The following is a 16,264-nucleotide window of genomic DNA, read 5'->3' as shown; positions in this document are numbered from 1 at the left end:
CGAGCGTATCCGCGCCAGGGGTGGCCCGATCAGTCCACCTCGCTGGCCTGCGCCAGACCGCTGCGCACGCCGGGGCGCAGGGCCTTGGCCAGGCGTGCCACGGCACTGCCGATCTGGTGCGGGGTGAGCGCTGCGAAGCCCAGCAGCCAGCCGCCCTGTGCCGGCGGCGTGGCGTACAGGCGGCTGAGGCCGGGCAGGTGGATGCCCGCCCGCGCGGCCTGGCGGATCGTCTCGGCCTCGCTCCAGCCATGCTCCAGGCGGCACAGCATCTGCAGGCCGCCCGGTGGCAGCTGCGCGCTGGCGATGCCGCCCAGGTGCTGGTGCAGGGCCTGGGCCATGGCCTCGCGGCGCACGGCATACAGCGTGCGCATGGCGCGAATGTGCGCGGCGAAATGGCCGTCTTCGATAAACCGCGCCAGGGTCAACTGGGCCAGCTGCGGGGTGTGCCCGTCGAGCATGCTGCGCGCGTGGCTCATGGGCGCGACCAGGGCCGGCGGCAGCACCATGAAACCCATGCGCAGGCCGGGGTACAGCGACTTGGCGAAGGTGCCCAGGTAGATCGTGCGCTGCGCGTTGTCCAGGCCCTGCACGCAGGCGGTGGGCAGGCCGTCGTAGTGGAACTGGCTGTCGTAGTCGTCCTCGATGATCCAGCCGTTGCGCTCGGCGGCCCAGGCAATCAGGTCCAGGCGGCGCTCCAGGGCCAGGGTGACGCCGGTGGGGTACTGGTGCGACGGGGTGACGTAGACGGTGTTGGCGCCGCTGCGGTCGGCACGCAGCAGGTCGGTGCGCAGGCCGTGCTCATCCACGGCCACGGGCACCACCTGCAGTTGGGCCATCTCGAAGGCCTTGCGCGCGCCAAAGTAACCCGGGTCTTCGAGCAGGATCGGCCCGCCGGGGTCGGCCAGCACCTGCGCGCACAGGTACAGCGCCTGGCGCGCGCTGCTCAGCACCAGCACCTGGTCGGCGTGCACCCTGGCGCCGCGTTCCAGGTTCAGGTAGCGGGCGATGGCCTGGCGCAGCGGCGCGGCACCCAGCGGGTCGCCATGCAGCAGCACCTGGGCGCGGTAGTCCTTCTGGGCCTGGCGTTGCAGGCGGTCCCAGGTGTCGAGGGGGAAGTTGCGCGTCTCGGGCAGGCCGGTGGCGAAGGCCTTGACCTGCTGCTGGTCGCTGACCCCGCCGCTGGCCAGGATCGCCGCGCCACGGGCGCTGAGGCCGACGGTGGCAGGCGCGTGCTGCGGCGCGCCGGTGCGCGGGGGGCGTGCACCCAGCAGACGCGGCCCCAGGTGCTCGGCCACATAGCTGCCCGAGCCTGGGCGGCGGCAGATGCAGCCCTCCAGCTGCAGTTGCACATAGGCCATCTCCACGGTGTCGCGAGACAGTCCCAGGGAACTGGCCAGGGTGCGGGTGGCGGGCAGGCGGCAACCCGGCGGCAGTTCGCCGGCAAGAATGAGTTCGCGCAGGGCGCGCTGTACCCGCACGCGCAGCTCCAGCGGGGCCAGCTCGGCGGCGGCCAGGCGGATCTTCAGGGTGTCGAGTTGAAAACTGTGGGCCATGACGTCTGTGCAGTGAAGAAGGGCAGGCCGGCATGCTGACCTGCCAGGGCCCGGCTGTCCATGCCTGCCCTTGAACGGGGGAAGGTTACAGCGCGATCTGGTAGAGGATCGTGCCGGGGTTGACGGCCACACGGTTGTACAGCTGCTGGGCGCGATGGTTGGTCTGGTGGGTGTGCCAGTACAGGCGTGTGCACTGCTGCTGGTCGGCGGCGGCCTTGACCCAGGCGATCAGGTGCTCGCCGGTACCCTGGCCGCGCATCTGCGGGGCGACGTAGAGGTCTTCGAGGTAGCAGTAGTGGGTGGTCGACCAGGTGGAGCGGTGGATGACCCAGGTGACCATGCCGACCAGCTCGCCGTCGTACTCGGCCACTGCGGCGAACACGGGCTCGTCGGGGTCCAGAAAGCGCTTGAAGGTGGTGGCGTTGACGGCTTCGCCCAGGTCGACCTGGTAGAAGTCCTGATAGGCCAGCCAGAGCGGCAGCCAGGCCTCGAAGTCGGTGGGCTGGATGGGGCGGATGGCGAGTGATGCGGTACTGCTGGTCATCGCTGATGGTCCTCGTTGATGGCAAGGCTGCATGCCTCGCGACCTGCCCAAGCATAGGGGCAGGGCGCGGGCATCAACCGACCACTTGGAGGGCGGCGGGCAGTCCGCGTGCCTCAGGCTGCCAACACGCCGGCCAGCGCGACCAGCCGCTGTTCGACCGTGTCGCGGGGGCAGTGGCTCTGCAGGTAGCCGGCCTCGACGACAAAGTCGAAGTCCTGCTGCAGGGCATGGGCCAGGGCGTCGCGCCCGAGCAGTTCATCGACATCGATCTGCAGCAGGAAGCCATGCGGCGTGGAGGTGACATAGAGATGGGTGTGCACCTGCGGGCTGTGCCTGTGCAGCAGGTAGAAGTAGGGTTCGTCGGCACTGCCGGAAACCGGCACGTAGCCTTCGACCGACAGCGGTGCCAGTTGCGCCAGCCGCTGCGGGGTTTGCAGCCGTTGATGCAGGGCGAAGCTGAACAGCTCGGCATGGCTGCCACTCATGCGTTCCCTGGCCAGCAGGTACACCTGGTCGCGTTCGAAGCGCAGTTGGCGCAACGCGCAATACCCGAGGGCCGAGGGGGTCTGGATCAGCACCTGGCGCCACGGCTCCCGCACCCGGGCCTGGTCGATGATGCGTTGCAACTGGGCCGGCAGCGGGCGGGTTTCGTCCAGTCGGTTCCAGAGGCAGAATAGCGTCACGCGCATGCCGTCTTCATTGGCCAGCAGGCGTTTCCAGGTGCCAGGGCCCGTGAGACCGTCGCCAAGGAACGAATGGTTGTAGCCGCGTTTGAGCAGGTAATCACCCTCGCTCAACAGCGCGCGCTCCCAGAGGAAGTCGTCGATTGCGCGTAGGCCGTGGTCGTCGAACATCTGCTCGGCCAGCGCAAGGCTGCTGGCAAAGTGTTCCTGCCAGGTGGCATGCGCGTGGCTTTGCAGCGCCCAGGCGGCGCTGCTGTGGTCGAGCAGAAAATCGATCTGGCCCTGGAAGTAGCCGTGCTGCTCGGCGTGTTCGAGCAGCGGCCGCCATTGGCTGTCGGCGACGATCAGTTTCGCCTTGGTGATTTCCTCGCGCACCTGGGTACCGCGAAAGCCGCTGACGGGCCTGTCGACGCTGGCAAAGTGCGCGAGGATGTCCAGCGCCTGCTCCAGCATTTCGCCGAGCCCGCTGACGCTGCGCTTTACATCGTCCGGCCCGTCGTAGCTGGCATTGACCGACAGGTTGACCACCAGTCGCATCCACTCGCCAAATGCCTGCGGTTGGCTGCTGCCATGGCGGCGCAGGAACATCGCATAGCCGCAGAACTGCACCAGGCGGGTGTAGTTCAGTGGCTGGTCGCTGATGGCGTGGTTGAAGAAGGCGACCTCGTCGAAGTAGTGCGCCGTGGGCAACTGGGTGGCGAAACTGCCGGGCCCCTCGCTCCAGGCTTCGAGCAGCAGCATCAGGGTTTCGGAAAACGCATCATCGAGCCAGCCGTTGTCCTCGTATACCTGGTAGCTCAGGCGCTGCTGGCGGTTGCGCAGCTTGAGCAGGTCGGCTTCGTAGCCCGGCGCCTCGGGCGCGCGGGTGGCCGCGGCGACCATCTGCAACAGGTTCATCACCGCCTGGTCGAACAGGCGCATGGTCGCGGGGGCCGTGGCGTCATTGCGGGCGTTGCTGAAGTTCCAGAAAAAATCCGCCCAACGCGTGTCCATGCGCCAGGCGAAGAAGGTCGCGGTGCTGACCGGCTTGCCGTGCATCTGCCGGGTGTGACCGTCGAACTGGGTGTGCAGGTGCCGTTCATAGCGCGCCTTGAACGTCTCGAAGGCGGTCAGCGGCATGCCGCGGGCGTTCATCTTGATGTACAGGTCGTCGGCCAGGCCGAAGTCGTCCAGGTCGAGGATCTGGAAGCTGATCACCGGCCGCTGCACATCGATCAGGCGGGCAAAACGGGCGGTGGCGGCGTTGTGAAAGCGCTCGTGGATGGCCTGCAGCATGGTCAGGCATGACTGGATGGTGGGGTCCAGGCGCCAGTGGCGAAAGTACCAGTGCTGGTCGGTGAGGTGCTCGATCAGCGAGTCGTCGGCACCCAGCGCGGGCGAGGGCGCATGCTGGCTGAGGGCGTCGAAGAACTCGCTGCTGCTGGGCCTGACGCTGTAGGCGAATCGGGCGCTGCCGTTGGCGTTGCAGAACAGCTGGGTGAAGGCTGCCAGCTCACCGTCGCGTTGCGCCAGGTACCAGTGCAGCAGAAACAGTGTGGTCAGGCGCTGCTGGCCGTCGAGCGGGACGAACTGGCGCTGGGGGTTCAGCGTGCCGTAGACGAAGTCCAGGTTCAGCGGCAGGCTCGGGTCGTCGGGCGGCAGTGCCAGGGCGCGGGCCAGGGCACCGAGGAACTCGCTGCGCACCTCTTCGGTATCGGCCCTGCCCTGGGCGTAGTCGCGCTGGATCAGCGGGATGCGGGTGCCGGCGTAGCGCTCGAACAGCTGGCCGAAGATGATCTGGCTGTTGGCGCTCATGCGTGCTGCTCCTGCGGGTCGGCGAAGAAGGCTATCAGGGTGTGCAAGAGCGCAAGCGCGTAGCCCTTGCGGTCCTGTTCGCCCCAGAACAGCAGGTGCTTGACGTCAGGGCTGTAGCATTTGAGGAACAGGTTGCGCGTGCACAGCGGCACGAACACGCCGCCCTGGTCCAGGGCCAGCAGGCGCTCGCGCTTGACCGCGAAGATCGCGTTCTTGTAGCTGCGGTTGGTCTTCTGGTCGAGCAGCGTGAGGTTGCCGATGCTGTCGTCGACCTCCTGGTTTTCGCCGAACGCCTCCAGCACTGCCTGGTGGAGCGCGTTGAAAGCTTCATCGTCTGCACCCTTGGGGTCGCCAATGAATGCCTCCAGGGCCTCGCGCAGAGGCCGGGTTTCGGTCTTGTCCGGCAGGTGCGGCAGGCAGCGCTGCAGCCATTGCTGTTTTTCCTCGGCGCCGTTGAAGCGGTGGGCGGTGACCGAGCGCACATGTTCGATGTCCCAGCGCTCCTTCTTGAAGCTGTCGAACTGGAAGCGCACGTTCGATTGCGGGTTCTGCAGCAGGCTGGCGAGGTTGAACAGCAGCAGGGTCGCGCGAATGGCCGATCTGTCCCGCTGTGAGTAGTCCAGGCCGGCGAGGAATGGCGAGAGCGCATCGGTAATGGCGTCGCGGGTAGCCGGCTGGGGCAGGGGCGAGCCGGTCAGTTGCATGAACACGCGCTGGCGCAGGCGCTGTTCGAACTGGCTCTTGGGCAGGCCTTGCGACAGTGCGAACAGCTCGGCCACGGCGACACCCTGCTGCACCAGAAAACCGATGATGTGGTAGAGCCGGCGGTCCTCGAACCATTCCTCCAGCAGCATGCAGGTGTTCTTGACCTGCTGCCATAGCGGTTGCGCCGAGGCGTCGGGGGCAGCCAGCCGGCGACTGTAGTGATGGAACACGGAGTAGCGCTGTCGGGCTGGCGCGCTTGCGCCTTCCAGCCGGGCTACCAGCTGGAACAGGAAGCCGATGCGGTTCTGCCCGGTGCTTGGCTGCTCGTTCAGGAAGTACCAGAGCGCGTCGTTCTGCAGGGCCTTTTCGAGTTGATCCCATTCGTGGGCGATGCGCAGTTGCTGGGGCGTTTCGCCCGAGGCGTCGTCGGCGTTGCGCTTGAGAAACAGCGCACGGATCAGCTCGTCGTCGGTCAGGGGGATCTTGCCGATGTTCAGGCGCGTGAAGGCGTCCACCGGGTTCTCGCTGGCGGCCAGCTCGTACCAGATGACCTTGGTGCGGTTGAGCAGGGTGGACTTGAAGTCGTCGACTTCGTTGTCGTGCTGATCGAACCAGTGCTCGATGCTGTGCATGGCCTGGTACAGGTGGAAGAAATCGACATTGCCGCGGGCCTGCTCGGCCGAGGGCTCGACCAGAAAATCCGGCAGGTGCGGGCGGGTTTCGTAGCTGAGTTCGAACACCGGTGCGCGGTGTCTTTCGGTGAGCCGCTGGTTGAAGAAACGCAGAATCAGCAGCAGCGTGGTGAGGCGCTGCTGGCCGTCGACCACTTCATACTGGCCGTTGTCGCGGGCCTTGAGCACCAGCGGCTGCAGGCAGTAGAAGTCGTCGTTCTGCGGGTTCTTGCGGTAGGCGAACTCGAGGATGTCTTCCAGCAGTTGCTGCACCTGCTCGGGTTTCCAGCGGTAGCCGCGCTGGTAGGCGGGGATCCAGAAGCGATTGACCGGGCTTTGCCTGTCCTCCCTGATCAGCTGGTGGACGGGCTTGGGCCGAAAATCGGGTGAGGTCATTGCAATGGTCCTTATTGCCGAGGGTGCGCAACAGCCGAGCGATGGCAGAGTGCCTTGGTGGGGCGAGGTTGGCAACGGAGTGGGCAGAAAAACCGCGTGGGCAGGTTTTGCTGGCGCTGCGCACCAGATCGCGGGTCAAGCCCGCTCCCACGGCCTGGCGGCCAGAGGCGGAGTCTGCCCGCAGGGCGTAGGAGCCGGCGTTGCCGGCGAGCGAGCGCGAAGCGGTCGCAACGCCTGAGTGCGCGGTGTGTCAGGCGAACCGCGTGTGCAGGTTTTACTGGCGCTGCGCACCAGATCGCGGGCAAGGCCCGCTCCCACGGCCTGGCGGCCAGAGGCAGCATCTGCCCGCAGGGCGTGGGAGCGGGCTTGACCCGCGAATCGAGCGCGAAGCGGTCGCAGCGCCTGAATGCACGATGTATCAGGCAGATCGCGTGTTCAGTTTTACTGGCGTTGCGCACCAGATCGCGGGGCAAGGCCCGCTCCTACGGCCTGGCGGCGAGAAGCGGAGTCTGCCCGCAGGGCGTAGGAGCCGGCGTTGCCGGCGAACGAGCGCGAAGCGGTCGCAGGGCCTACATGCACAATGCAGGCTTTTGCTGCGAGGCCACCGCGCCAATCGCCAGGGAAGTGCCCCTCACTCACCCCCCATCATCAGGTCCAGATTCTGCACCGCCGCCCCCGCCGCGCCCTTGCCCAGGTTGTCGAACACCGCCGCCAACAGCACCTGCTCGCCATTCTCGAACACCATCAGGCGCAGGTCGTCGGTGCCGTTCATCACCTGCGGGTCCAGGTACGTCAGCGCCTTGGCCTGCTGCAACGAAAGCACCTCGACGTGCTGCAATTGCGCATAGTGCTCGGCCAGGCACACATGCAAGCGCTCCCCGGTAACACCCGGGGCCAGCAGCCGCAGTTGCACCGGGATGGTCAGCACGATGCCCTGGCGGAACGCACCATAGGCCGGCATGAACATCGGCCGCTGGCCCAGCCCGCTGTACTGCTGGATCTCCGGCACGTGCTTGTGCGCAAGCCCCAGCCCATACGCCTGGTATGCCGGCGCCCCGGCCGCATCCGGCCCCTCGTACAGCTCGACACCGGCGCGCCCGGTGCCCGAGTAGCCCGACACGGCATGCAGGCTGGCAGGGTAGTCCTGCGGCAACAGGCCGGCATCGATCAACGGCTTGAGCAGGCCGATGGCCCCGGTCGGGTAGCACCCGGGGTTGCTCACCCGCTTGGCTGATGCAATGCGCTCGGCCTGCTGCGGGCTCATCTGGGCGAAACCATAGACCCACTCCGGGTGGGTACGGTGCGCGGAACTGGCGTCGATCACCCGCACCGCCGGGTTGCGGATGCTGGCCACCGCTTCGCGCGCGGCATCGTCGGGCAGGCACAGCATGGCGATGTCGCAGGCGTTGATCGCCTCGGCGCGGTGCTGCGGGCTCTTTCTGTGTTCGGCGGGCAGGGTCAGCAACTGCAGGTCGGTTCGGCCCTGCAGGCGCTGGTGGATCTGCAACCCGGTGGTGCCCTGGTCGCCATCGATGAATACAACGGGTGTGGCCATGAGTGTGCTCGCACGTGAAAAAGGTCAGGGCTTATCTTCGATGCGCGGTTAAGATAGGAAAAGTTGAATTTGGCAAATGTCAGGTTCAGTTTTACTGAAGGAGCAACACCCATGCGTGAAATCAGCCTGGACCGTTTGCGTACCCTGGTGGCGATTGCCGACCTGGGGTCGTTCGCCGAAGCCGCGCGGGTGCTCAACCTGGCGCCGCCCACGGTCAGCCTGCATGTCGCCGAGCTTGAAGCACGGGTGGGCGGCACCCTGCTTTCGCGCACCCGTGGCAACGTGCAGCCCACCGCCATCGGCGAAACCCTGGTGGAGCGCGCCCGCCGCCTGCTGGCCGACGCGCAGCAGGCACTGGACGATGTGCAGCGCCAGGTGCTGGGCCTGGCCGGGCGCGTGCGATTGGGGGCGTCCACCGGGGCGATTGCGCAACTGATGCCCCAGGCGCTGGAAACCCTGGGCCATGCACACCCCGGCATCGATGTGCAGGTGGCGGTGCTGACCTCGCGCGAAACGCTCAACAAGCTCGCCGAGGGCTCGCTGGACATCGGCCTGGTGGCCCTGCCGCAAAGCCCGGTGAAGGGGCTGAGCATCGAGCCCTGGCGGCGCGACCCGGTCATGGCGTACCTGCCGGCACGCTGGGACTGCCCGGCGCAGGTCACGCCCGAGTGGCTGGCGACCCAGCCGCTGATTCTCAACGACAGCAGCACCGGGCTGTCACGCCTGACCTCGGAGTGGTTCAACGCGGCCGGCCAGCAGCCGGCGCCGCGCATCCAGCTCAACTACAACGATGCGATCAAGAGCCTGGTGGCTGCCGGCTACGGCGCCACCCTGCTGCCCAACGAGGGCTCCACGCCGCTGGCCGATGCGCGCATCGTGATGCGCCCGTTGCAGCCGCTGCTGTGGCGCCAGCTGGGCATCGCGCACCGCAGCGGCGAGGTGGAGCGTGCCACCGGCCATGTGTTGCATGTGCTGTGGGGCTTGAGCGCGGGGTAGGGCGGGGCCGCGCAGACCTGTAGAATCCCCGCCAGGACCGCAAGGTCACCCTGTTTCCGGAGCCAGACGCCGCATGCCTGTCATCACCCTGCTGCAAACACCCCCCGACGAACCGATCAAGGGCCAGATCCTGCAGATGGTGGTCGACTACCTGACCGACATCAGCAGCGTGGCCCTGCCGCCGAGCAACCCGCTGTACAGCCTCTACCAGTACGGCATCGGCTATGAGGTGCACCTGTACCTGGAGGCCCTGAGTGGCGCGCGCGGCATCCCGGTGGAGTTGCTGGTGGCCACCGACGAGCAGGACCCCTCGCGGCTGCTGGGGTTCGTGCTGTACCTGCCGGTGCAGGACGACCCCCAGGCCTGTGCGGTGGCGTACATGGCGGTACTGGCCGGGCATCGGCGCCAGGGCATCGCCCGGGCCCTGCTGGGGCAGGTGCGCGAGCGCTACCCGCACGTGGAGCTGGCCTGCGCCGTGGGCAAGGTGGCGTATTTCGAGGCGATGGGCTTTCAGGTGCTGGGGGCACGCGGGCCGCAGGTATTGATGAACACCCGCGATCACGCCACCGAGGGGCTGCTGGCGGTGCTCGACGTGGCGCCGATCTACCGCACCCTTGAGGTCCAGCAGATTCACGCCTACCTGCTCAAGCAGCACGGCAAGCGGGCCATGGTGGACGCCGAAAAGCAGCGCGACCGTCATCTGGATCAACTCACCCGCCAGGCCAGGGCATTCGTGCAGCAGCGCCTTGGCGACACGGGCGCGCAAGCCGCTGCCAGCCTGCGGCTGGTGTGAGGGTAGGGGCGTCAACCGGTGGATTTGTGCGCAGGGCAAGGAACGCCGGCCGGCACTGCGCATCCAAGCTCGATAGCGGCGCACAGGCAGGTATTGATAATGCGTCGCATCCCGTGGTGCTACGAAAGCAACACAAAATCCCGCATCATGGGCGCAGTTTGTTCAAGGGAGAGTTACATGCACGACTTATCATCCAGGCTGCGTCTGGGCGCGTTGGCGCTGGGTATGCTTGTCACCACGCTGGCGGTGGCGAGCGACGAGACGCAACTGGTCGAGTCGATCAATGGCTATCGCAGCCAGTCGCAACGTTGTGCCGAGCAGGTGTCGCTGGAGCTGCCGCCGCTGGCCAGCGACCCGCGCCTGGTGCTCCCGGCCAACGGTGTCGGTGACTTGCAACAGGCGCTGGTGAAGGCCTCGTACCCGATGGTCAGCGTGCAGGCCATCAGCCTGTCGGGGCCGCGCGATGCAGCGGCAGCGATGAAGGCGATCCAGGAGAGCTTCTGCAAGGTGGTGCTCGACCCGCAGTTCGTCGATGTGGGCGTGAGCCGCGAAGGGCGTGACTGGCGCATCGTGCTGGCGCGCCCACTGCTCAGTGCCAAGCTGGCGGAGTCGCAGGTGGAGGGGCAGAAGCTGCTCGACGCGATCAACAGTGCGCGGGCCCAGCCGCGCCAGTGCGGCGCCCAGGCCTATGCGGCCAGCGCGCCGCTGGCCTGGAATACCACCCTGGCAGAGGCCTCACAGGGCCATACGCGGGCCATGGCCAACGGCAATTTCTTCGACCACCGCGACCGTGACGGGCGCATGCCGGGCGACCGCGCCGAGTTGCAGGGCTACAGCTATCAGCTGATCGGGGAAAACATTGCCGCCGGGCAGGACAACGTGCGCAAGGTGGTCGATGGCTGGCTGGCCAGTGCCGGGCATTGCGCCAACCTGATGAACCCGCAGTTCAAGGAGCTGGGCGCGGCTTATGCGGTGGACCCCAAGAGCGATGCGGGGATCTACTGGACGGCGATGTTCGGGACGAAGTGACAGCATCGCGGGTCAAGCCCGCTCCCACAAGGCACACCGCCATCCTTGTGGGAGGGGGCTTGACCCGCGAGAGGCCGGCGCCGACCTACACCAGTACCTTGGTCATGGGCACACACGCCAGGTCGATGCCCCGGGGTGAGTGATAGAGCGCTGTCGCTTCGCCCACATAACCACACTGTCGATAGAAGGCTGCTGCGTTCAGCGTGGCGTCCAGGTTCACCTGCGCCAGCCCCAGGTTGCGCGCCAGCGCTTCAAGAAACGCCAGCATCTGTTTGCCCAGGCCTTGCTGCATGTACCCCGGCAACACGAAGATCGCCCCGATTTCATGGGCATTCACATCCAGCATGCCGGTTGCCACCGGCTCACCTTCGATGCACCCCATGTAGAAGTGACTGGCCATAAGGCTGGCGTAGCCATCCTCGGCCGTGCCCGCCGTCCAGGCCAGCATCTGTTCTGCCGGGTAGGCCCCGATGCAGTGATGACGGACTGCCTCCCGACGTATGTCGTAGGCCACTTGGGCATCGGCGCTGGTAGCGGGTCTGATGGTGAGCATTTCACAGTCCATTGGTTCAGGAGGAGGTTGCGGTGGCACTGGCAGTATCACTGCGGTGGCAGTTCAGGCACCAGACCACGCCACCGACCAGCAGCGCAATAGCAACCAGCTCCAGCGCACCGGGCAGCCGCTGTTCCCACAGAAAGCCGAACAGCAGCGCCGCCAGGGTTTCCACCACCAGCACCTGGCCGCTGAGCGCCAGCGGCAGCAGCCGGCTGGCCTGGTTCCAGAAGGCGCCGCCGACCACCGACGATAGCAGCGCCACGCCCGCGGCCACCAGCACGAAGTGAACCCAGGTTGCCGCGCCATGGGCCGCCACTTCAGGGTCCAGCACCGGAATCGCCAGCACCAGCGCCTGTGCGCCGGTCATCAGGCCCGTGAGCAAGGCCCAGTCGTGGGAGGACACGCCGCCGACCAGGGCCAGCCGACGGGCATTGGCCACCGCGTACCAGCTCCAGCTCACCAGCGCGCCCACGGCGCACAGCAGGCCGGCTATCACCTGGCCGCTGCTGGTGCGGGTGTCGGCGCCGCTGTGCAACGCATCGAGGCAGATCAGGGCCACTCCGGCCATCGCCAGCGTCAGCGAGGGGATCAGCCGCCGCACAGGCACCGCGTTGGCGTCATGGCGCCCCGCCAGGGTCACCAGCACCGGGATCAGACCGACGATCAACGAGGTGGTGGCGATGCCGACCAGTTGCACGCCGCTGCCCACCAGCGAGTAGTACACCAGGTTGCCCACCAGGCTCAGCCAGAACAGCGAGACCCAGTCGGCACGGGTGAGCTGCGCGCATACCCGGTGCAGGCGCGGCATCAGCAGCACCAGCGAAAACAGCCCGTAACACAGGAACCGCAGTACCGCGAACTGCACCCCGCTCAACCCTGGGGTGAGTTCGGGGCCCAGGAAGATCACGCCCCAGCACACCCCGGCCGCCACGCCGTAGCCAAGCCCCTTTACCAACGAACGATCAGCGAACATCGCACCACCCCTGCCGTGAAAGGTGCCCAGCATGCGGGTTTTGCCAGTGGTGGTATTGGCGCCGACTGCGGGTTTTTTTACCCAGGCTGTTGCTGGCGCCTGCGGTAGGCGGCGGGGGTGATGCCGCCCACCCGCTGCATGGCGCGGGTAAGGGCGGCCTGGTCGCTGAAGCCGCTGCGCAGGGCGATCTCGGCAATCGGCAGGTGGCTGTCGCCCAGCCAGCGCTGCGCCTGCTCGATCCTTACGCGGGTCAGCCAGCCCTGCGGGGTGCAGTCATGCAGCTCGCGAAAGCGCTGATGCAGTTGGCTGAGGCTCATGCCCGCGACATGGGCCATGCGTTCGTTGCTCCAGGCGGCGGCTGGTTGGGCGTGTACCTGGGCAATCAGGCGGTTGAGGCCGGGGTTCGGCTGCACCGGCAGGGCGGCCAGCGACGCCAGCAGCAAGGGCGCCAGGTGCGTTGCAGTGGCCGCCAGCTGGTCACGGCCGATGAGCTCGGCATATTCGATCAGGCGCCGGGTGGCGGGCGGGATGGCGACGTAGGTGCGTTGCGCCAGCGCCGTGAACGGCTGGCCGTGCAGTGCATCGGGGGCACAGTCGAGCACCAGGAAGCGACTGCCGGGCTGCGCCAGCTGCGCGTGCTGCGAACCGGGTCGCACCAGCGCCGCCAGGGCATTGTCGATGCTGCCGCCACGGCCATCCACGTCGATTTCCATGCGCCCGCAGATGGGCAGCACCAGTTGCGTGAAGTCATGCTGGTGATGAGCGCTTTCAGCCTGATAGCTGCGAATATCGAGGTTCAAGACCAATGGTGCACTCCTGGCGTCAGACGTCGGCATGGCCGCCGTGCGCACAGGCTATCCTCGACCCTCTGAACATTCAATCGCACGTGCGCGCCCCAGCCGACAGCCGGCTGTTCGAGATGATCGCACAGTGCCACAATGCGGCTTACCAGCGCTTCACCATAGCGGGCATAGCCAATGGATCATCCCTTTTCGCACCCTGATGCCACTGTGGCGCAACTGGCCCGTACCGACCGTTTGCAGTTGCTGTTCCGTCAGTCGCTGACCGCGGTATACGGCAGCTTTCTTGGCGCAGTGATGCTGTGCTGGCTGTGCTGGGACTACATCGAACACAACGTCGCGTTGAGCTGGATCGGCGTGCTGAGCGTGGCGACCCTGTCGCGCATCGTGCTGTTCACCGCTTACTACCGCAGCCCCGAGACCAGCCATACCCCATCGCGCTGGGAACGCAGATACTGGGTCACCCTGGTGTTCAGTGCCGGCGTGTGGGGCCTGGGGGCGCTGGCGGTGATGCCGCACGACAGCCTGCTGGCCCAGGCGATCGTGCTGTTGTTCGCCGTGGGCATGTCGGGCAGCGCGGTATCCTGCTATTACGCCTACCGCTCGATGACCCTGGCCGCCATCGGCCTGGTGCTGCTGCCCTGCACGCTGTGGCTGCTGTTTCAGCCTTCGCAGCTGCAGACCGGCATGGCCCTGGCGGTGCTGGTGTTTTCCTCGTTCATGCTGCGTGCCACCGGCAAGCTCTGCGCGGCGCTGGAGAAGGCGTTATGCCTGACCCACGAGATGGAACGCGCGCACCACATCGCCAGCAGCGCGGCGCAAACCGATGAGCTGACCGGCCTGAAGAACCGCCGGGCGTTCTTCGAACATGCCCAGCAGTTGTACTCCCACAGCCAGCGCGAGCAGCGCCCGCTGTGCGCACTGATGCTGGACATCGACCACTTCAAGCGCATCAACGACACCTACGGTCATCAGGTCGGCGACGAGGTGCTGCGCCAGATCGGCGGGGTGATCAAGGCCTCGTTCCGCGACACCGACGTGTACGGTCGGCTGGGCGGCGAGGAGTTCGCGGTGCTGCTGGCCGACACCCCGATGGACACGGCGCTGGGCATCGCCGAACAGTTGGCGCAAGCCATCGCCCAATTGCAGTTCGTGCACCACAGCGATGGTCGCCAGGGCATGACGGCCAGCTTCGGCGTGGCGGTGGCCAGTGCGGCGCACAGCGACCTGCACACCCTGCTCAACAGCGCCGACCAGGCGATGTACCGTGCCAAGGCCCAGGGGCGCAATCAGGTGGTGGCGGCCGACTGACCGCCTGTGCACTGCAACTGAACGTTCGGCCACGCCCTGCACTCACTAGAGCTGAGTGACCCAGAGGACAATGCCATGTCGGTTGACCGCAATACGCCTGAACTCAAAGCCTGGTATGCCGTGCTGGACGATCAGAGTTACCGGCTGGAATCGCCGGATGCCTACCACCAGGCCCTGGTCAGCCTGGCCCAGGCACTGCTGGACGACGGTGCCATCGAATGGGACGACTGGCTGGCGCTCAAGGCCATGGCCGACGAGGCGAACACGCACGCCATCGAAGCGGCCGTGGAGGCCAAGGTCGACGACCCGGATACCTGATCGCCAGGGAGGTGCGGATGAAAACGCTGAAGATCGCCACATTCAACATCAACGGCCTGCGGGCGCGGCTGCCCAACCTGCTGGCCTGGCTGGAGCGGGAACAGCCCGACATCGCCTGCCTGCAGGAGCTCAAGGCGGTAGACAGCGCGTTCCCTGTGGCTGACTTCGAAGCCCTCGGCTATGGCTGCCTGCACCATGGCCAGGCGTCGTGGAACGGCGTGGCGATTCTGGCCCGTGACGCGCAACCGCTGGAGGTGCGCCGCGGCTTGCCGGGAAGCGAGGACGATACGCAAAGCCGGTATCTCGAAGCGGCGGTGCTGGGCATTCAGGTCGGCTGCCTGTACCTGCCCAATGGCAACCCGCAACCGGGGCCCAAGTTCGACTACAAGCTGGCCTGGTTCGAACGCCTGATCGCCCACGCCCAGGGCCTGGTGAACAGCGAGCACCCGGTGCTGCTGGCCGGCGACTTCAATGTGGTGCCCACCGACCTGGATATCTACAACCCGCGCTCCTGGCTCAAGGACGCGCTGCTGCAGCCCGAAAGCCGCGAATGCTACCAGCGCCTGCTGGCCCAGGGCTGGACGGACGCGATCCGCCACCTGTACCCGGACGAGCGGGTGTACACCTTCTGGGACTATTTTCGCCAGCACTGGCAGAAGAACTCGGGGCTGCGCATCGACCACCTGCTGCTCAACCCGCCGCTGGCCAGGCGCCTGAAAAACGCCGGGGTCGACGCCTGGGTGCGCAACGAAGCGCATGCCAGCGACCATGCACCCACCTGGATCGAACTCAAGGCCGCTCGATGAGCCCCTTGTTACGCATCGGCTGTGCCGGCTGGAGTCTGCCGCGCGCGTACTGGCCGGCGTTCGCCGAGCAGGGCACGCACCTGCAGCGTTATGCGTCGCGCCTGCCGGCCGTGGAAATCAACAGCTCGTTCTACCGCCCGCACCAGCCCGCCACCTATGCGCGCTGGGCTCAGGCGGTACCGCCAGGCTTCGCATTCTCGGTCAAGGTGCCCAAGCAGATCACCCATGTGCAACGCCTGCATGACTGCGCCGGGTTGCTGGATGCGTTTGTGCAGCAGTGCACGCAGCTGGGCGAGCGCCTGGGATGCCTGCTGGTGCAGACCCCGCCATCGCTGGCCTGCGAGCCGCAGGTGGCGCAGGCGTTCTTCGGTGCACTGCGTGAGCGCTACGCCGGCGCCGTGGCGTTCGAGCCGCGCCATGCCTCCTGGGCCGACGCCGGGGCGCTGCTCGACCGCTGGCGCATTGCCCAGGTGGGGGCCGACCCCAGCCCCATCGGTGCCGTGCAGCCAGGTGGCTGGGCCGGTTTGCGCTATTGGCGCCTGCACGGCTCGCCACGCCTCTATCACAGCGCCTATGGGCACGAACGCCTGGCACTGCTGGCCCAGGACATACGCCAAGCCCTGCAGACCGGCGTGGAGTGCTGGTGCATCTTCGACAACACCGCCAGCGGCGCTGCGGTAGGCGATGCACTGGGCCTGCTGCAACTGCTGGAGGACACATAAGGCAATTTGCTGGCCCCGGCGCCTTTTCATCCTTGGCAAACTCGCCGCCTTTCAACGGG

Annotated in this window: 15 protein-coding genes; 7 read left to right on the top strand and 8 right to left on the bottom strand. The window is 66.8% G+C overall.

Going from position 1 to position 16,264, the window contains the following annotated elements:
- Positions 1-29: 29 nt before the first annotated feature.
- The 5 genes from pdxR to argC form a co-directional block, all read right to left on the bottom strand.
- Entirely contained in the window at positions 30-1,553 is a 1,524-nt protein-coding gene (gene pdxR / locus NP552_RS02855; protein ID WP_043860488.1) for a MocR-like pyridoxine biosynthesis transcription factor PdxR, read from the bottom strand.
- 85 nt (positions 1,554-1,638) lie between these two features.
- Positions 1,639-2,097, bottom strand: coding sequence for a GNAT family N-acetyltransferase (locus NP552_RS02850; protein WP_054915360.1), 459 nt, complete (start codon positions 2,095-2,097; stop codon positions 1,639-1,641).
- Positions 2,098-2,210: 113 nt separating this feature from the next.
- Positions 2,211-4,574 (bottom strand): DUF262 domain-containing protein, encoded by a 2,364-nt coding sequence (locus NP552_RS02845; RefSeq protein WP_274096398.1) that lies wholly within the window; start codon positions 4,572-4,574, stop codon positions 2,211-2,213.
- On the bottom strand, positions 4,571-6,346 hold the full coding sequence (locus NP552_RS02840; RefSeq protein ID WP_274096397.1) for a DUF262 domain-containing protein: 1,776 nt from the start codon (positions 6,344-6,346) through the stop codon (positions 4,571-4,573). The genes NP552_RS02845 and NP552_RS02840 overlap by 4 nt, the downstream gene beginning before the upstream one ends.
- Positions 6,347-6,977: 631 nt before the next feature.
- Positions 6,978-7,901: an N-acetyl-gamma-glutamyl-phosphate reductase gene (gene argC, locus NP552_RS02835; RefSeq protein WP_274096396.1), complete on the bottom strand. Its 924-nt coding sequence runs from the start codon at positions 7,899-7,901 to the stop codon at positions 6,978-6,980.
- 111 nt (positions 7,902-8,012) lie between these two features.
- On the opposite strand from argC, the gene NP552_RS02830 reads away from it, so the two are divergent.
- The 3 genes from NP552_RS02830 to NP552_RS02820 all read left to right on the top strand — a co-directional run bounded on the left by NP552_RS02830 (position 8,013) and on the right by NP552_RS02820 (position 10,719).
- Positions 8,013-8,897: a LysR family transcriptional regulator gene (locus tag NP552_RS02830; RefSeq protein ID WP_100633951.1), complete on the top strand. Its 885-nt coding sequence runs from the start codon at positions 8,013-8,015 to the stop codon at positions 8,895-8,897.
- A gap of 73 nt (positions 8,898-8,970) precedes the next feature.
- Positions 8,971-9,690, top strand: a complete 720-nt coding sequence (locus tag NP552_RS02825; protein ID WP_043860493.1) for a GNAT family N-acetyltransferase — start codon at positions 8,971-8,973, stop codon at positions 9,688-9,690.
- A gap of 177 nt (positions 9,691-9,867) precedes the next feature.
- Entirely contained in the window at positions 9,868-10,719 is an 852-nt protein-coding gene (locus NP552_RS02820; RefSeq protein ID WP_043860494.1) for a CAP domain-containing protein, read from the top strand.
- Between the two features lie 85 nt (positions 10,720-10,804).
- Here the strand turns inward: NP552_RS02820 and NP552_RS02815 are convergent, their stop codons facing one another.
- The 3 genes from NP552_RS02815 to NP552_RS02805 form a co-directional block, all read right to left on the bottom strand.
- Entirely contained in the window at positions 10,805-11,272 is a 468-nt protein-coding gene (locus NP552_RS02815; protein WP_274096395.1) for a GNAT family N-acetyltransferase, read from the bottom strand.
- A gap of 16 nt (positions 11,273-11,288) precedes the next feature.
- Entirely contained in the window at positions 11,289-12,248 is a 960-nt protein-coding gene (locus NP552_RS02810; RefSeq protein ID WP_274096394.1) for a DMT family transporter, read from the bottom strand.
- A 77-nt stretch (positions 12,249-12,325) separates the two neighbouring features.
- Positions 12,326-13,054, bottom strand: a complete 729-nt coding sequence (locus NP552_RS02805) for an AraC family transcriptional regulator (protein ID WP_196932393.1) — start codon at positions 13,052-13,054, stop codon at positions 12,326-12,328.
- 171 nt (positions 13,055-13,225) lie between these two features.
- On the opposite strand from NP552_RS02805, the gene NP552_RS02800 reads away from it, so the two are divergent.
- From NP552_RS02800 to NP552_RS02785, 4 genes are all read left to right on the top strand, one after another.
- Positions 13,226-14,359 (top strand): GGDEF domain-containing protein, encoded by a 1,134-nt coding sequence (locus tag NP552_RS02800; protein WP_043860497.1) that lies wholly within the window; start codon positions 13,226-13,228, stop codon positions 14,357-14,359.
- Positions 14,360-14,434: 75 nt separating this feature from the next.
- Positions 14,435-14,677 (top strand): hypothetical protein, encoded by a 243-nt coding sequence (locus NP552_RS02795; protein ID WP_054915353.1) that lies wholly within the window; start codon positions 14,435-14,437, stop codon positions 14,675-14,677.
- 17 nt (positions 14,678-14,694) lie between these two features.
- Positions 14,695-15,483: an exodeoxyribonuclease III gene (xth, locus tag NP552_RS02790; protein WP_043860499.1), complete on the top strand. Its 789-nt coding sequence runs from the start codon at positions 14,695-14,697 to the stop codon at positions 15,481-15,483.
- Positions 15,480-16,205 (top strand): DUF72 domain-containing protein, encoded by a 726-nt coding sequence (locus NP552_RS02785; protein ID WP_274096393.1) that lies wholly within the window; start codon positions 15,480-15,482, stop codon positions 16,203-16,205. The genes xth and NP552_RS02785 overlap by 4 nt, the downstream gene beginning before the upstream one ends.
- The last annotated feature ends 59 nt before the right edge of the window (positions 16,206-16,264 follow it).

This window comes from Pseudomonas sp. 8209 (genome assembly GCF_028682105.1).
Taxonomy (GTDB): domain Bacteria; phylum Pseudomonadota; class Gammaproteobacteria; order Pseudomonadales; family Pseudomonadaceae; genus Aquipseudomonas; species Aquipseudomonas palmensis.
The sequence above is the reverse complement of the archived record's forward strand: the minus strand, read 5'-3'. Positions and strand labels throughout refer to the sequence as shown.

What these genes read in the sequence shown, in the direction of transcription:
- NP552_RS02825 (WP_043860493.1), top strand. Translation starts at nt 8,971, where the DNA reads ATGCCTGTCATCACCCTGCTGCAAACACCCCCCGACGAACCGATCAAG.
- argC (WP_274096396.1), bottom strand. Translation starts at nt 7,901, where the DNA reads ATGGCCACACCCGTTGTATTCATCGATGGCGACCAGGGCACCACCGGG.
- NP552_RS02800 (WP_043860497.1), top strand. Translation starts at nt 13,226, where the DNA reads ATGGATCATCCCTTTTCGCACCCTGATGCCACTGTGGCGCAACTGGCC.
- NP552_RS02850 (WP_054915360.1), bottom strand. Translation starts at nt 2,097, where the DNA reads ATGACCAGCAGTACCGCATCACTCGCCATCCGCCCCATCCAGCCCACC.
- NP552_RS02845 (WP_274096398.1), bottom strand. Translation starts at nt 4,574, where the DNA reads ATGAGCGCCAACAGCCAGATCATCTTCGGCCAGCTGTTCGAGCGCTAC.
- NP552_RS02820 (WP_043860494.1), top strand. Translation starts at nt 9,868, where the DNA reads ATGCACGACTTATCATCCAGGCTGCGTCTGGGCGCGTTGGCGCTGGGT.
- NP552_RS02815 (WP_274096395.1), bottom strand. Translation starts at nt 11,272, where the DNA reads ATGCTCACCATCAGACCCGCTACCAGCGCCGATGCCCAAGTGGCCTAC.
- NP552_RS02810 (WP_274096394.1), bottom strand. Translation starts at nt 12,248, where the DNA reads ATGTTCGCTGATCGTTCGTTGGTAAAGGGGCTTGGCTACGGCGTGGCG.
- pdxR (WP_043860488.1), bottom strand. Translation starts at nt 1,553, where the DNA reads ATGGCCCACAGTTTTCAACTCGACACCCTGAAGATCCGCCTGGCCGCC.
- xth (WP_043860499.1), top strand. Translation starts at nt 14,695, where the DNA reads ATGAAAACGCTGAAGATCGCCACATTCAACATCAACGGCCTGCGGGCG.
- NP552_RS02795 (WP_054915353.1), top strand. Translation starts at nt 14,435, where the DNA reads ATGTCGGTTGACCGCAATACGCCTGAACTCAAAGCCTGGTATGCCGTG.
- NP552_RS02840 (WP_274096397.1), bottom strand. Translation starts at nt 6,346, where the DNA reads ATGACCTCACCCGATTTTCGGCCCAAGCCCGTCCACCAGCTGATCAGG.
- NP552_RS02785 (WP_274096393.1), top strand. Translation starts at nt 15,480, where the DNA reads ATGAGCCCCTTGTTACGCATCGGCTGTGCCGGCTGGAGTCTGCCGCGC.
- NP552_RS02830 (WP_100633951.1), top strand. Translation starts at nt 8,013, where the DNA reads ATGCGTGAAATCAGCCTGGACCGTTTGCGTACCCTGGTGGCGATTGCC.